We start from the raw sequence: 15951 nt of genomic DNA, 5'->3' as shown, positions 1-15951 counted from the left end.
GGGAAGATGAACAATCTCGCACTCTCCCCGCTCGCGCAGGACAACTCAACCGTCATGGAGACGATCATGAAACCCCTGTCATACGCCAGGCGCGGCGCGCGCTGGCTGATGGCGGCCGGTATCGCGGTCGCCATGCTCACCCCTCTCGCAAGCCACGCGGAAGACGCCGCTCCGGTCACACCGGAACTGAGGCTCGACCTCGACAATTCGCGCGTCGTCAATCCGAGGCCGGAACGGGTCGTGCCGTTCTTTACCAAGAAAGGCACCCAGAGAGGCTGCGACTATGTCGTTTACTCCCTGAGCTTCGGCCTGCGCGGTGACCCGCAGGGCTTTGCCGATCCGGGCCTTGTGGACTTGCTGAGGAAACTCAAGATCGAGTTCAAGGACCAGCTTCCGCACGGCCTTTCGATCGTCAACGTCAACGTGTCCGGCGACGGCACGGATTCCTCCGGCGGACCACTGCCGGCCGCAACGATCAGCAATACGGCGGGTCCCAATGATACGGCAACGGTGTCCGACTTCCGGCTCTCCGCCGCCGATCTCGACGGCGCCGGGGCCGCCAACGAACGCGTCATCAATTTCCAGATCACGGCCAGGATCGACCATGCGGCGTTTCCCGCGCCGACGATCGTCGACAATCAGGGCCTGATCAAGGTGAGCAACGGAGCCGGCACCGGGACCATCATCCCGTCGCAGGATCCGAGCAAGCCTGACGATGGCGACTACAAGACCGGCGTGAAGACCTCGATCAAGATCGATGTCACCAAGTGCGAACCGCCGCCACCGCCTCCCGGCAAGGAATGCTTCAAGGTGGAACGCGGCACGGTCGATTGCGTGCCCGGCGGTGGCGCCTTCATCTACCACATGCCGGTCGGCCCGGAGATGGGCGGCAAGTGGGTGCAGGTATCGACCACCACGCCTGGCATCACCATCATCCCCGACACGCAGCTGGTGCCTCCGGGCGGCGGTGTGCTCGACTGGAAGATCGTCGGTGCATCGCCCGGCGACGTCATCCACCTCATCGTCACCGGCATCGAGACCTATGCCGGACCGAAGGAGGGCTGGGGCCTGTGCTGCACGCAGACCATCGACATCGTCATCCCGCGTGACCAGCGGTGCCCGCCCAGGGACAAGGAGCCGGACCTCAAGGTCGAGAAACGCGCCGATGTCGCGCGCTGCACCATGGCCGGCGGCTGCGACTTCACCATCAGGGTCACCAATGTCGGCACCGCGCCCTACAACGGCAAGATCGTGCTGGACGAAGTGACGCTGCCGGCCGGCTCGACGCTGAGCTCAGGGCCCAATCCGCCCTGGGTCTGCGTGCCCGGCACCACCCCGATGACCTGCACCTATCCGGTGACCACGCTCAATCCGGGGGCCTTTGTCGACCTCAAGCTCGGCTTCAGGCCGGCGGGGGGCTGGCAAGGCAGTGCGCTGCGCAACTGCGCGACCTACAACTATGCCGCCAGCGGCAAGCCGTTGTTCGGCAGCCAGTCGAACGACCGTGGCTGCGCCTCGATCCCGATCTGCCGCCGCGGCGATCGTGACCGCGACTGCCAGCCGCCGGTCGAGAAGAAGGTCGACCTGATCCTGAAGAAGCGTGCCCGCACCGAAATCTGCACGGCCGACGGCGTCTGTTTCTTCGTGATCGACATCATCAACAACGGCACCTCGACCTATAACGGGCCACTGACGGTGATCGACAACTATCCCGGCGGCGCACCGGCCTCCTCGACCTTCGGGCCGAGCCCGCCCTGGACATGCGGCCCGAACGGCCCCGGCCAGTTCCGCTGCGACAATCCCGGCATCGCGCTGCCCGCGGGCGCCTCGACGCCGATCTTCGTCAAGGCGGTCATGCCGGCCGATTACCGGTCCGACACGGTCGAGAACTGCGCCGAGGTGAAGGCCATTCCCGGTGAGGTCGACCTCACCAACAACAAGGCCTGCGCCAAGGAACGCATCCGTCGTCCCAATGGTGGCCAGCCCGGCCTGCGCATCACCAAGGTGTGCAACGGCTCGCTGGCCGGTGCGGCGGCCGTCTCTTGCCGCATCACCGTCTCCAACGCCGGCACCGCGGCCCCCACCGGTCCGGTGCGGGTCAACGATGCCGCCACGCTGGTGTCGGGCGGCGCGCCCGTCCAGATCCAGACCGTCACTCCAGACGGCGCGGAATGGGCGTGCGGACCGGTTCCGGCCAACACGCTGTCGTGCCAGATTCCCGGTGCCGTCATGGCACCCGGAACCAGCCGCCACTTCGACGTGACGGTCTCGGCCAATGGCGAGTTCGAGAACTGCGCGCGCGGCTCCTATGGGCCGGCGCAAGGCGACGATGTCGTCTACCCGATCGGCCAGGCCTGCGCCAAGGGCGGCGGCTCCTCGACCATCCGTGTCGAGAAGACCGGCGACCGCGAATGCCGGCTCGGCCAGCCCTGCTCGTTCAACATCACCATATCCAATGACGGGACGAGCCCCTTCTCCGGCCCGGTTCGCATCGGTGATGCGATCGGCGTGGAAGGGCTCGGCCGGCTGGACGGCGTTGCGATCACCTCGATCGATCCGCCCTTCGGCTGCTCGCCGGAGCCGATCACACTGCCGGCCTCCTGCATCGCCAACCTGACGCTCGGCGCCGGCGAAAGCCAGTCGCATCATGTCACCGTGATCATTCCCGACGACGGGCGCCTTGCCAATCTGCAGGGCAACGTCAATGGCCAGAACTGCGTTGGCGTCCTGTCTCCCGACACGCGGGTGCAGGGCGGCGGCGACGTGCTTGGCGGCGACCAGACCAATGTGCAGGGCGATCGCGGCAAGGCCTATGCGTGCCATCCCTTCACCATCACGCATGAGGTGAAGAACCAGTGCTCGCCGGGCTTCGTCATGAACGACGCCGGCCGCTGCGTCTGCCCGGAAGGCACCACCTTTCGCAATGGCCAGTGCACCGGCGGGGGCACCAACCTTCTGCCGCTTCCCGTGCCGCCGCGCTGCGTGCTGCTCGAAGGCCAGATCCGCACCGAGGACGGGCGCTGCATCTGCCCGCGCGGCACGGCGCTGGAGAACGGCGCCTGCGTCAGGACCGACAAGCCCGAGCAGTGCACCATCCGTGGCCAGGTCCACGATGCCGATGGCGACTGCATCTGCCCGCAAGGGACCGAGGTTCGCAACGGCGCCTGCCGGCCGATCCGGCCGAAGCCCGAGCAGTGCACCATCCGTGGCCAGATCCACGATGCCAACGGCGATTGCGTCTGCCCGCAAGGCACCGAGGTGCGTAACGGCGCCTGCCGCCCGGCCCGGCCGAAGCCTCAGCAGTGCCGCATCCCCGGCCAGATACGCAATGCCGATGGCGATTGCGTCTGTCCGCAAGGCACCGAGGTGCGCAACGGCGCCTGCCGTCCGGTCCGGCCGAGGCCCGACCAGTGCACCATCCGTGGCCAGGTGCACGATGCCAACGGCGATTGCGTCTGCCCGCGGGGTACCGAGGTGCAAGGCAATGCCTGCCGGCGCAAGCAGCCGCAGATGGAGCAGTGCGACATACGCGGCCAGGTCCACAACAAGCGCGGCGAGTGTGTCTGCCCGCGTGGGACCGAGGTGATCGACGGCGCATGCCGCAAGCCCAGGCAACAGACGGAATGCGCACCGGGCTCGCAGATGATCAATGGTCAGTGCCAGCCGATCTTCAAGAGGCGCTGCCCGGAAGGCACGGTTGGACGCTATCCCAACTGCCGGCCGATGCGCGGACAGCCGTCGCTGGAGCTCAATCCGGGCCTGCTGCTGCAGCAGGTTCTGCCACGGCGCCTGCCGCAGGCTGAACAGCAGCAGGAACCGGCACCAAACAGGATCCTGAAGCTCCAGCAGCAGTAGCCGTCTGCTCGACGCCAGACCTTGAACCCGCCGGAGCAATCCGGCGGGTTTCTTCATCATGTCCCGGCAAGCGGGGAATTGGCTGCGGCAGGATCGGAGATGGCGCAACGCCACCCAAGCCTGTGGAGCCCCCGTGCCTGCACCCTCGACAAGTCACCCGCCGGGCATTAGGCAGTCGATCCAGGGTGAACGGTATGAAAAGGGCGCCCGGAAAGGCCGCGAGATGAGCAAGAAGACCTTGATCGCACCATCGGTGCTGGCTTCGGACTTTTCGAAGCTTGGCGACGAGGTCGAAGCCGTCGCCGCTGCTGGCGCCGATTGGATCCATCTCGATGTCATGGATGGCCATTTCGTCCCCAACATCACCTTCGGTCCGCCGGTGATCAAGGCGATCCGCAACCGCACCAAGGCCTTTTTCGACTGCCATCTGATGATCGCTCCGGCCGATCCCTATCTCGCCGCCTTCGCCGAGGCCGGCTGTGATGGCATGACGGTGCATGCGGAGGCCGGGCCGCATCTCGACCGCTCGCTGCAGACCATCAGGAACCTCGGCAAGAAGGCCGGCGTTTCGCTCAATCCGGCGACACCGGAAACGATGATCGAATATGTGCTCGACCGGCTCGACCTGATCCTGATCATGACCGTCAATCCGGGGTTCGGCGGCCAGGCCTTCATCCCGGGGATCGTCGACAAGGTGAGAAGGGTCAAGGCGCTGATCGGCGACCGGCCGATCCGCATCGAGATCGACGGCGGCGTTTCGCCCGAAACGGCCCCTTTGGTCACGTCAGCAGGGGCCGATGTGCTGGTGGCCGGCGCAGCGATCTTCAAGGGCGGCAGCGTCGAGGCGTACCGTGCCAACATCGAGGCGATCAGGACAGCGGCCGACAACGCCGCCGGCTAGGGCGGTTGACCGTTTCAAGGAAACGGCGCACCGCTCCGGATTGCTCGAACGCACCACAATCATCCCGCCTCAAATCCAACAGGCCGGCTGGCCGGCAGCTTTTGCGCGGACACGGTTCTTCAGGAGCCCGGTTCCGCCCGAATCAGATCTGCACAGGAGGGATGAGCGGGCACAGCCGCGCGTTATTTTTGCGCGCGGCAGAAAAGATGCTCGCACGGGCACACAAGAAACAGATAATCCTGCGTGCATACAAAACATGTTAAGTTTCCATTGGTTGCAGAGGCGCGCGAATTCCCCGATCAGACGGCGGATAGCGTCATATTCCTTCGTGCTTAAGTACTAGGATGGCATCTTGTGCTTGAGCCTCTTGACGAAGGCACTGTAGGGTACATGTACGGAAGGATTCTTTTCGGACTCGAATTGCCCAGACAGACATGGGGACAAGGAGTCGAATTTGACATACGGCGCTGCCAACCTCAACGACGACGGCACAGGACCCAAGAGTACGCTTGCCAGTACGGTCTATCACCAATTGCGGGATGATCTTCTTGGCGGCGCTCTGGAAGCCGAAAGCAAACTGCGGGTCGAGTGGGTTGTTGCCAAGTATGGCGCCGGTGCCTCCCCTGTCCGTGAAGCCCTTAATCGTCTTGCCTCCGAGGGACTCCTTGGCCGTCACGATCAGCGTGGCTTTTTCATCATGCCGGTCAGCGCGACGGAGCTCGAGGAACTGACGCGCACCCGCTGTTGGCTCGAGGAACGCGCGCTTCGCGAATCCATTGCCCACCGCACCACCGACTGGGAGGAACAACTGGTGCTGGCGCTGCATCGCCTGGGTCGCGCCTCACGACATTCGCCGCAAAATCTCTTGTCGCTCGATCCGGACTGGGAAAAATTGCACCGCACCTTCCACCGTGTGCTGATCTCGGCCTGCCGGTCGCACTGGCTGGTGGGTTTCTGCGATCAGCTTTCCGATCACGCTTATCGCTACCGGCAAATGGCCACTGACGGCGAGGGCATCCAGCGCGACGATTTCGGGGAACACCGGCGGATCGCCGAATACGCGCTGGACGGCAATGCCGACGGCGCCGTCCAGGCTTTGATCGATCATTACCAGCTGACCGCTTCCATATGCATGGAGCGCTTCAAGCAAGGCGAAGTCTCAAAACCCGCCGCTTCGGTCGAGCGCGCTCGGCGGTAACGATCATTTCCCTTGACGGAGCTTGTTGCCATCGTTCGCGGCTTTTTCGGCCGATGTGACGCGCCCGACCGCCGTTGCGGTCTTGACGACATGGACCGGAAACGCGAACTCTGCGCGCCCAAAGGGCACTGCCGGCGCCGCCATTGCCATCACAGCAGGAAAATTTCATGACCAATCATCTGTTCGATGCGTTCCGGTCCCGGATGCCGGCGCCCGGGCGCCTGTTGATGGAAACCGACGATGGGCGCTCGCTCAGCTATGGCGACATGCTGGCGCGGTCGGCGCAGCTCTCGCACGCGCTGCTGCAATTGGATGTCGAGCCCGGCGACCGGATCGCGGTGCAGGTCGAGAAGAGCCCGGAGGCGATGCTGCTCTATCTCGCCTGCGTGCGCGCCGGTGCCGTCTTCCTGCCCCTCAACACGGCCTACACGCTGACCGAGCTTGGATATTTCTTCGAGGATGCAGCGCCTCGGGTCATCGTCTGCGATCCGGCGAAATCGGCGGATATCGAGCGGATGGCCGCGCCATCCGGTGCCGTCGTGGTCACGCTCGACCGCACTGGCCTGGGATCGCTGACGGACCAGGCATCGCGGCAATCCTCCGATTTCCATGATGTCGAGCGCGGCGAGGACGATCTCGCGGCGATCCTCTACACGTCGGGAACGACCGGCCGTTCGAAAGGCGCCATGCTCAGCCACGGAAACCTGGCGTCGAATGCGCGTGTGCTGGTCGACCAATGGCGCTTCACCTCAGGCGATGTGCTGATCCATGCGCTGCCGATCTTCCACACGCATGGCCTGTTCGTCGCAACCAATGTCATCCTGATGGCCGGCGCCTCGATGCTGTTCGAGCAGAAATTCGATCCGGCCCGCATCGTCTCACTGCTGCCGCGCGCCACGGCGCTGATGGGCGTGCCGACCTTCTATACCAGGCTGCTGCAGCAGGACGGGCTGGACCGCGAGGCGGCGAAGAACATCCGCCTGTTCGTGTCCGGCTCGGCGCCGCTGCTGGCTGATACGCACAAGGCCTGGCGCGAGCGCACCGGCCACGCCATCCTCGAACGCTACGGCATGACCGAGACCAACATGAACACGTCCAACCCCTATGAGGGCGAACGGCGCGCCGGCACGGTCGGCTTCCCGCTGCCCGGCGTGTCGCTGCGCATCACGGATCCCGATAGCGGCAAGCCGCTGGCCCAAGGCGAGGTCGGCATGATCGAGGTCAAGGGTCCGAACGTGTTTGGCGGCTACTGGCGCATGCCGGAAAAGACCAAGGCGGAATTCCGCGCCGACGGCTTCTTCATCACGGGCGATCTCGGCATGGTCGACGCCGACGGTTATGTCCATATCGTCGGCCGCGGCAAGGACCTGATCATCTCGGGCGGCTACAACATCTATCCGAAGGAGCTCGAAAGCGAGATCGACGCGCTTGATGGAGTGAGCGAAAGCGCCGTCATCGGCGTCACCCATCCGGATTTCGGCGAAGGGGTCACGGCCGTCGTCGTGCGGGCGCCGGCATCGCGGATCACCGGGGCCGAAATTCTCAGTGCCATCGCCGGTCGCCTGGCCAGGTACAAGCACCCGAAGCAGGTGATCTTCGTCGACGAATTGCCGCGCAACACCATGGGCAAAGTGCAGAAGAATATTCTGCGCGACACGTACAAGGACCTCTACGCATCGTAGTGGCGGGCGCGCGCCGTTACTTCGCCTTGCGCGGCTTTTCGGTCGTCGTGCCCGAGCCCCACAAGGCGCGCGTGAGCAGGCCGCGTTTGCGGTTGCGCGGCACGAGGTCGATGTCCCTGACAAGTTTCGCGCCGCCCTTGTGCCGCTCGAGCGTGATCTTGCGGGTGTGGAAGGCTTCCAGTTCGGCGCGATGCGCCACGCTGAGGATCGTGACTTCAGGCAATTCGCGGATCACCGTTGCCATCATCTGGTCCTGGCTCTTTTCGTCCAGCGCCGAGGTCGCCTCGTCCAGGACGACGATGTCGGGGCGATGCAGCAAGAGCCGCGCGAAGGCGACCCGCTGCTTTTCGCCACCCGACAAGGTCTGGTCCCAGGGCGCTTCCTCCTTGATCCGGCCGGCGAGGTGGCCAAGGCCAACCTTGTCGAGGGCGGCCTTGATCTGGTCGAGCTTCCACTTGTTGGCGGCCGCGGGGTAGGCGACCACCCGGCGCAGCGTGCCGGACGGGATGTAGGGCCGTTGCGGCAGCATGAACAACCGCCTGTCGGGATGGAAATTGACGCTGCCGCTCCCCCATGGCCACAGGCCGGCGATCGCCCGCACCAGCGTAGACTTGCCCGAACCGGATTCGCCTGAGACCAGCACCCGCTCGCCCGGTTCGACGGCGACCTCCGTCTCCTTGACCACGGACGTGCCGTCGTCGAGCGTCACCGAGAGATCGTCGAGGCTGAGCATGGCGTCGCCCTTGGTCTCGCCACGCTTGATGCGCCCGAGCTCGTCGCTCTGCTCGGCACGTTCCAGCCCGTCGAGCGACATCATCAGCGAAGCGATGCGGCGCGCGGAGGCGTTCCAGTCGGCGAGGCGCGGATAATTGTCGACCAGCCAGCCGAACGCGCTCTGCACGATGGCGAAGGCGGATGCCGCCTGCATGACCTGGCCGAGCGACATCGACCCTTCGAGGAACTTTGGCGCACAGAGCAGGACCGGCACGACAGGCGCGAACAGGCTCGAGCCCTGCGACACTAATGCCGTGCGCATGTGCTGGCCGGTCAGTTGCGCCCAGCGCTTCAGCACGCCGGCAAAGGTTCTGTCGATGCCGCTGCGTTCCTCTTCCTCGCCCCCGAGCAGGGCGATGCTCTCGCCGTTTTCGCGCACGCGCGTCAGCACGTAGCGGAATTCGGCTTCCGTCTGGTTCTTCTCCTCGGACAGCCGCACGAAATCGCGGCCGATGGCGAACATCGAGGTGGAGGTGATCGCGGCATAGATCACCGCGGTGATGACGAGGAAGCCGGGCACGGTGATGGTCGAGCCGCCTAGCGGGAAGCTCAAGGCGCCGCCGATCGTCCACAGCACCACGATGAAGGTCGAGGCCGACAGGGTGGCGACAATCACGCCGGCGACGAAATCGACGGGTGACTCGGTGGCGACCCGCAGATCTTCAGACAGGCGCGCCTCCGGGTTCTGGTGGTCGCCCTTGACGAGGTTCAGCTGATAATAGCGGCCGTTGGCGAGCCAGCGCGCTATCACCGAGGTCGTCAGCCAGGCGCGCCAGCGGCGCTGCATGGTCATGCGCAGCCAGACCTGCGCGACGACAAGGCTGATGCTGCCTAGCACCAGCGGCACGAACACGGCGCTGAGGAAATAGACGGTATGGGCGTCGCGCTTCTCGATGGCGTCGAAGATCGAGCGGTTCCAGACATTGATCCCGTACTGGAAGCCGACATTGACGACGATCAGGATCAGCAGCCCGACCGACAATGGCCAGCCGAGCCTGTCGCCATGCCGTCCCCAATAGCCGCGCCCGCTGATCCAGAAACGCTTCAGCAGGTATTTCTTGCGCGCCTGTTCTGCTTCCTCGGGCGTCAACTCCGGGTTGGGTTCGACGGCTTCCGGCGGCGGAGCTTCGCCGGCGATATCGGGCGCGGCCGCTTCGACGATCGGTGCCTTCTTGTCGCCTGGCTTCTTTTTGCTCGCCTCCTCCGCGCGCGGGTTCTCGTCGCGCGGCTTTTGCCGTCGCCGCTTCGGGGCGGCGCGCGGCTTTATGCCGTCGGTCGGTCTCGATCTGGGTTTCGCCTCGGACATACGCCCCGACAACGACCTCGAAATCAAAAGGTTTCATGACATCAGCCTGAGCGGACGAATTCCCGGCGGCGCTTATAATCGCGTATGCAGCAGCCCCACGACATGGTCGGCGATCGCCAGGCCCGCGGTCAGGCCGGGGCTCTCTATGCCGAAGAGATTGACGATCCGCCCAGCGCCGTGATCGGCCGGCCCCTGGATCATGAAATCGGCAGCCGCCTGACCCGGGCCGGATAGCTTCGGCCTGACGCCGGCATAGGCCGGTTGCAGGGCACCGTCGGCAAGATCAGGCCAATAACGCCGGATCGCCTCGTAGAAGGCAGCGCCTCGGCCGGGATCGACTGTATAATCCACGCGCTCGATCCATTCGACATCAGGCCCAAAACGCGCACTGCCGCTCAGATCGAGCGTCAGATGGACACCAAGGCCACCTTCGACCGGAACCGGATAGATCAGCCGCGAAAACGGCGATCGGCCTGGAAGGGCGAAATAATTCCCGCGTGCGAGCCACTGTCGGGGGATGAGATTCCCTGGGAAGCCGTCGATCCGGCCGGCCACGGCCGGCGCATCGAGACCCGCGGCATTGACGAAGGTGGCCGCCTCCAGGGCGAAGGTCTCGCCATTGGCATCGCGCGTTTCGATCCGGATCCCGCCGGCCTGGATCGTCGCTCCGGCGACAGTGGTGAGGAAAGCAAAGGACGCGCCGGCCGCCTCGGCGTCGCCGCGCAACGACAGCATCAGCGCATGGCTGTCGACAATGCCGGTCGACGGCGACAACAGCGCGCCCGCGCATGCCAGCGCCGGTTCCAGGCTCCCGGCTTCGCCGCGCGTCAGGAACCGGAGATCGTCTACCCCGCAGCGTCGGGCATTGGCCTCGATCTTCCGCAACCCGTCCATCTGGCTGGGCTCGCTGGCAACGATCAGCTTGCCGGTGCGCGCATGGGCGACGGCGTGCTCGGCGCAGTAGGCATAGAGAAGCCGCCGCCCTTCGACGCAGAGCCGGGCCTTCAGGCTTCCCGGTGCATAATAAAGACCGGCATGGATGACTTCGGAGTTGCGCGAACTGGTGACGGTACCGATCGCCTCGGCCTGTTCGACCACGACCACCTCGCGCCCGGACAAGGCAAGCGCCCTGGCGATGGCAAGCCCGACGACGCCTGCTCCGGCGACGACACAATCGATCGTCTGCATGGCCTTGCTCTCAGCGTGGAGCGCCGGCCTCGAACACCTTGTTGCCGCCGATCCAGACGCGTCCTATGCCAAGATCGTCGGACAGTGCAACGACATCCGCCGCCGTGCCATTGGCAAATCGGCCAAGCCGATGCGACTGGCCGATCGCCTGCGCCGGGTAGAGCGAGGCCATGCGCAGGGCTTCCGTGAGTTCGACGCCGACGACGCGGTGCATGAACCGGATCGCCGAAATCATGTCGAGATCGGCGCCCGCCAGCGTTCCGTCGGCAAGCCTGAGACTCCCGTCCTTGCGGTAGATGGTGCGGCCGTTGAGCGTGAACGAGGTCATGTCAGTGCCGATCGTCGCCATGGCGTCGGTGACCAGCACGATCTTGCCCGGTCCCTGTTTGGCATCGAGCGCGATCCGGATGGTCGCGGGATGAACGTGGATGCCGTCGGCGATGAGCCCGGCGGACAAGGTGCCGACGTCGATCGCCGTGCCCGCCAGTCCAGGCTCGCGGTTGCCGATCTGGCTCATGGCGTTGAACAGGTGGGTGACCACGCTGGCGCCCGCCTCGGCGAAGGTTTTTGCCTTGAAATAGCTGGTATCCGAATGGCCGAGGCTCACGACGACGCCGGCCTTCGCCAATGCCGCGACCCGCGCCGGTTCGACGGATTCCGGCGCGACCGTGGTCAGCAGCACCGGCAGCTTCTGCCGCGCCGCGATCAGCATCGCCTGGTCGGCATCCGTCATCGGCCGGATCAGCGCCGGATCATGCGCGCCCTTGCGCGCGACCGACAGGTGCGGGCCCTCGAGATGCAGGCCGAGGAAGCCTGGCACCTTTTGCAGCGCTGCTGCTTCGCCGGCAGCGATGGCGGCGGCGGTGATCGCGGGCGTGTCGGTGATCAGCGTCGCCAGCAGCGCCGTCGTGCCGAATGGCGCGTGCGCCCGGCAGATGGTTTCGATCGAGGCGACATCGGGGTGGTCGTTGAGCATGACGCCGCCGCCGCCATTGACCTGGATGTCGACAAAGCCCGGCACCAGCATACCGCCGCCGGCGTCGACGACACGGACGTCCGAGGATAGGGCCCCTTGGCGCACTACGGCCTCGACAAGACCGTCGCGCACGACGAGCGCCGAGCCTTCATGCCAGTTGTCGCCGTCGAAAATGCGGGCGCCTGTCAGGGCAAAACGGTCGCTCATACGGTCTCCGTCACCTTGCGAAGGTTGCGCGGCGTGTCGGGGTCGAGGCCGCGGTGGCGCGCGAAAGCCTCGACGAACACGTAGAACGAGACGATCAGCGTTAGCGGATCGGTCAGCGGGTGTCCGGTGGCGACATGCGGCAGGCGCGTGGCGCGGTTGGCAAGAGCTGATGTGACGAACACCGGCGCCCCCTTGGCCGCCAGGCCGTCGGCCGCCTCCGCGATTGAGGGCTCTGACGCATCGCGCGCGGCCAGCGCCAGCACCGGAAAGTCGGGGCCGATCAGCGCCAGCGGGCCGTGCATGACTTCGGCCGCGCTATAGGCCTCGGCATGCATGCCGCAGGTCTCCTTGAATTTCAGCGCCGCCTCGTTGGCCATCGCCGCCGACGGTCCTCGGCCGAGGATGAACAGCGATTTCTGCTTCTCGATGGTTTCGGAGAGCACGCTCATCCAGTCGCAGACGATCGCCTTGCCGAAATGCTCGGGCAAGCCGGCAAGTGCCTTGAGAAGCGCCTCGTCGCCGGTGGAATGCGCCATCAGGGCGAGACCGGCGACAGCGGAATTGACGAAGGTCTTGGTCGCCGCGACGCTGCGCTCGGGGCCGGCCAGGATGTCGATCGCATAGTCCGAGGCCCGCGCCAGCGGCGAATCGGCGGTGTTGGTGACGGCGATGGTCAGCGCGCCGCCGGCGCGTGCGGTCTCGGCCATGGCGACGATGTCGGGGCTCTTGCCTGACTGCGAGATCGCCAGGCAGGCTGAGCCGTCGAGCCTAAGCTTGCGGCCGTAGATCGAGGCAATGGACGGACCGACCGAGGCGACGGCAAGGCCCGCGGTCAGTTCGACGGCATATTTCATGAAGGTCGCGGCATGGTCGGACGAACCGCGCGCCACGGTGACGACAAAATGCGGGTCGCGTTCCCGGATGCCGCGCCCGGCCTCGGCGAGCATGGCGCCTGAACCGTCCAGCAGTCGGGCGACGGCCTGCGGGATCTCCTCGATCTCGCGCTGCATATGTGTGGTGTTGGAGGTCATGGTCGGCCCTCTTCGCTCGGCCCTGTCAGCCGCAGTTCGGCGACGAAATCATAGGCGTCGCCCCGGTAGATGGAGCGGGTGAACTCGATCACCTTGCCGCTCGCCAGGTAGGAAATGCGTTCGATATGCAGGCCGGCAATACCCGGCGGCACTTCCAGCAGGCGCGCATCGCCGTCGCCGAGATTGGCGGCCGAGATGCGCTGTACCGCCCGAACCGGGCGATTGCCGGTCAGTTGCAGCGCCGCATAGAGCGAGGAGCCGATGCCCGCCGGGTCGGGCAGCACGCTGGCCGACAGCGAGGCGCGTTCGATCGCCAGCGGCGTGTCGTTGGCGATGCGCAGGCGCGCCACGCGCGCCACCAGTTCGTTCGACGACAGGCCGAGCACCATCATCTCGTCGGGCGAGGGCGCATAGAGGCCGCGGTCGAGCCAGGCCGAGCGCACCGCCATGCCGCGTCGCGCCATGTCCTCGGTGAAGGAGGTCAGCCGCGACAGCGATTGCTCGACGCGCTCCATGCGTGGCGCCACGAAAGTGCCCGAGCCATGGCGCTGCACAAGAATGCCGCCCTTGACCAGATCCTGCACCGCCTTGCGCACGGTGACCCGCGAAATGTCGGCCTTGGTGGCGATGTCGCGCTCGGAGGGCAGCGCGTCGCCGGGTCCGATCAGGCCACGGTTGACCGCATCCTCGATGCTTTTCCTGAGCTGCAGGTAGAGCGGCGCGCCGCTTTGCGACGATTGTCTCAGCGTGGCGAAAATCTGGTCGGCGGCATCGCTCATCGGGCCGCCTCCACTGGCTTGGCGAAAAGCCTGACCGCCATCTGCACGGCACCGCCCAGCGCATCGTCGAGCGGCGGCTTGAGCAGCGTCCGGTAACGTGGCGACAGCCGTGGCGCGTAGAGCGGCGCCAGCCCGCCGAGCAGGCAAAGCGGCGCGTCGTCGGAAAGGCCGAGCGCGCCGAGCGAAGCCTCGACATCGCTGACCGCCTTGTCGACGATCCAGTTGGCGACGGTATCGCCCTTCTCGGCGTGCTCGAACACTTTTGGCGCGAAGCCGCCGAAATCGCCGGGCTTGGCATTGGTGGTGAATTCCACCACGTCCTCGGGATTGTTGCGGAAGATGGCCATCATCGCGTCGGTCAGCGGCGAAGCCGCGCGCACGCCGTCATGGGCAAGCAGCGTCTGTTCGAGCAGATCGCGGCCGATGCGGGCACCGCTGCCCTGGTCGCCGACCTGAAATCCCCAGCCGCCGATCGCCCGTGACCTGCCGCCCTTGCGGGCCATATAGGCGGTGCCGGTGCCGAGGATCGCCATGGCCCCGTCGCCAGAGCCCACCGCCCCTTCCAGCGCGATTTCGGCGTCGGTCTCGACGCGGCTGGTGCTGAACGGCAGGATCGCTTCGAGCTGCTGCCGGTAGGTGCCGACATTGGCGCCGGCAAGGCCGAGGATGGCCGGTGTCTGCGGAATCAGCTCGGGATCCTGCCCGGCGGCGATGAAAGCCTGCCGCGCGGCATCGACGATGTTCGACCGCGCCCCGGTGAGGTCGGTGCGAATGTTGGCGGCGCCGCTTTTGGCGCGACCGACGACCGTACCGTCCGCTGTTGCAAGGGCGGCCCTGCAGCTGGTGCCGCCGCCATCGATACCGAGCACGAAATTCACGCGATTTCTCCTCCGGGCCGATAATACCAATAAAATACCAATAGCCAAGGCTTAATTTCCGTTTCAAAAAGATTAAGCCGTATTTTATTGAAAAATCTAGACATTTCGTCGGCTCACCGATTTCCTGTCCGCGAATTCGTTAATGCGTGTGGACAAGTGGTATTTTTTTGGTATTGTTCTGGTATTGGAGGAACACGGATGGCTGAAACGCGCACCGAAGCGCTTCACAGGAATGCCGAGGGGCTGGATATCCAGGCACCGGAAGCCATCCTTGTTTCGCTGGCCGATGCGCAGATCGAAGCCGCGAAAGCCGTCCGCAATGCCATTCCCGCCATCGCCAAGGCAGCCGAGATTATTGCGGGCCGATTGAGCGGCGGCGGCAAGCTTGCCTATGCCGCGGCCGGCAGTTCCGGCCTGATGGCGCTGGCCGATGCGCTGGAACTGCCCGGCACCTTCGGCATCCAGCGCGACCGCATCGCCATCCTGGTCGCCGGCGGCGATGAGGCTTTCAGGACGCTGGCGGGCGGCCCCGAGGATGATGTCGAGGAGGCCGCGACGGCTGTCGCCAATGCCGGTATTGGCGCCGGCGATTGCCTGATCGCGCTTTCCGCCAGCGGCACCACGCCATACGCGGTGCGCGCGATCGAAGAAGCCGCCCGTCGCGGTGCGGCCACCATCGGCATCGCCAACAACCGGGACTCGGCCCTGCTTCGCCAGGCCGAAACCGCAATCCTGCTCGAAACGCCGCCGGAAGTGATCGCCGGCTCGACGCGCATGGGCGCCGGCACCGCCCAGAAGATCGCGCTCAACATGCTCTCGACCCTGACCGCTGTTCATCTTGGCCATGTCCATGACGGCTACATGGTCAATCTGATGGCCGACAACATCAAGCTGCGCGACCGCGCCGCGAGCATCGTCGCCGCCATCAGCGGGCGCGGCAAGGACGAAGCGGCCGGGCTGCTCGAGAAAAGCGGCGGCGCGGTCAAGACCGCAATTCTGCTCGCCGCCGGCGCCGACAGCGCCGCCGCGGCGCAGAAGATACTGGAAGAGGCTGGCCAGAAACTGCGGCCGGCCCTTTCCGCGTTGGGGCATGATCCCGAAAAGCGGAGACCGCTTTCCGGAAAAGATCATGCTCGAACAGAGAAATAGAGCCTGTTTCATCCCGTTTTCCATCGG

Annotated in this window: 11 protein-coding genes; 5 read left to right on the top strand and 6 right to left on the bottom strand. The window is 65.6% G+C overall.

Annotated features, from left to right (window positions below):
- The first annotated feature begins 6 nt into the window (after window positions 1-6).
- From AC07UC_RS03920 to AC07UC_RS03905, 4 genes are all read left to right on the top strand, one after another.
- The gene (locus tag AC07UC_RS03920; protein ID WP_494904145.1) at window positions 7-3855 is read left to right on the top strand and encodes a DUF7929 domain-containing protein; all 3849 of its coding nucleotides are present in this window, start codon (window positions 7-9) and stop codon (window positions 3853-3855) included.
- Between the two features lie 223 nt (window positions 3856-4078).
- On the top strand, window positions 4079-4756 hold the full coding sequence (gene rpe / locus AC07UC_RS03915; protein WP_140770885.1) for a ribulose-phosphate 3-epimerase: 678 nt from the start codon (window positions 4079-4081) through the stop codon (window positions 4754-4756).
- 454 nt (window positions 4757-5210) lie between these two features.
- The gene (locus tag AC07UC_RS03910; RefSeq protein ID WP_140770883.1) at window positions 5211-5954 is read left to right on the top strand and encodes a GntR family transcriptional regulator; all 744 of its coding nucleotides are present in this window, start codon (window positions 5211-5213) and stop codon (window positions 5952-5954) included.
- Window positions 5955-6121: 167 nt separating this feature from the next.
- Entirely contained in the window at window positions 6122-7636 is a 1515-nt protein-coding gene (locus tag AC07UC_RS03905; protein WP_494904142.1) for a malonate--CoA ligase, read from the top strand.
- Window positions 7637-7652: 16 nt separating this feature from the next.
- On the opposite strand, the gene AC07UC_RS03900 is transcribed toward AC07UC_RS03905, so the two are convergent.
- The 6 genes from AC07UC_RS03900 to AC07UC_RS03875 form a co-directional block, all read right to left on the bottom strand.
- Window positions 7653-9716: an ABC transporter ATP-binding protein/permease gene (locus AC07UC_RS03900; protein WP_494904140.1), complete on the bottom strand. Its 2064-nt coding sequence runs from the start codon at window positions 9714-9716 to the stop codon at window positions 7653-7655.
- Between the two features lie 72 nt (window positions 9717-9788).
- Complete coding sequence (locus AC07UC_RS03895) at window positions 9789-10904, bottom strand: NAD(P)/FAD-dependent oxidoreductase (RefSeq protein WP_494904138.1); 1116 nt, start codon at window positions 10902-10904, stop codon at window positions 9789-9791.
- Window positions 10905-10914: 10 nt separating this feature from the next.
- On the bottom strand, window positions 10915-12087 hold the full coding sequence (nagA, locus tag AC07UC_RS03890; RefSeq protein ID WP_494904136.1) for an N-acetylglucosamine-6-phosphate deacetylase: 1173 nt from the start codon (window positions 12085-12087) through the stop codon (window positions 10915-10917).
- A complete protein-coding gene (locus tag AC07UC_RS03885; protein WP_494904134.1) occupies window positions 12084-13118 on the bottom strand; it encodes an SIS domain-containing protein in 1035 nt (344 codons plus the stop codon). The genes nagA and AC07UC_RS03885 overlap by 4 nt, the downstream gene beginning before the upstream one ends.
- Window positions 13115-13897, bottom strand: a complete 783-nt coding sequence (locus AC07UC_RS03880; RefSeq protein WP_140770869.1) for a GntR family transcriptional regulator — start codon at window positions 13895-13897, stop codon at window positions 13115-13117. The genes AC07UC_RS03885 and AC07UC_RS03880 overlap by 4 nt, the downstream gene beginning before the upstream one ends.
- On the bottom strand, window positions 13894-14775 hold the full coding sequence (locus AC07UC_RS03875) for a glucosamine kinase nucleotide-binding domain-containing protein (RefSeq protein WP_494904132.1): 882 nt from the start codon (window positions 14773-14775) through the stop codon (window positions 13894-13896). Before AC07UC_RS03875 ends, AC07UC_RS03880 begins: the two co-directional genes overlap by 4 nt.
- Before the next feature lie 198 nt (window positions 14776-14973).
- On the opposite strand from AC07UC_RS03875, the gene AC07UC_RS03870 reads away from it, so the two are divergent.
- Complete coding sequence (locus tag AC07UC_RS03870) at window positions 14974-15924, top strand: N-acetylmuramic acid 6-phosphate etherase (RefSeq protein WP_494904130.1); 951 nt, start codon at window positions 14974-14976, stop codon at window positions 15922-15924.
- Window positions 15925-15951 lie beyond the last annotated feature (27 nt).

This window comes from Mesorhizobium sp. GW821-FHT04C10, assembly GCF_059420305.1.
Note: the sequence above shows the minus strand (reverse complement) of the source record. Positions and strands in the feature narration are given on the sequence as shown.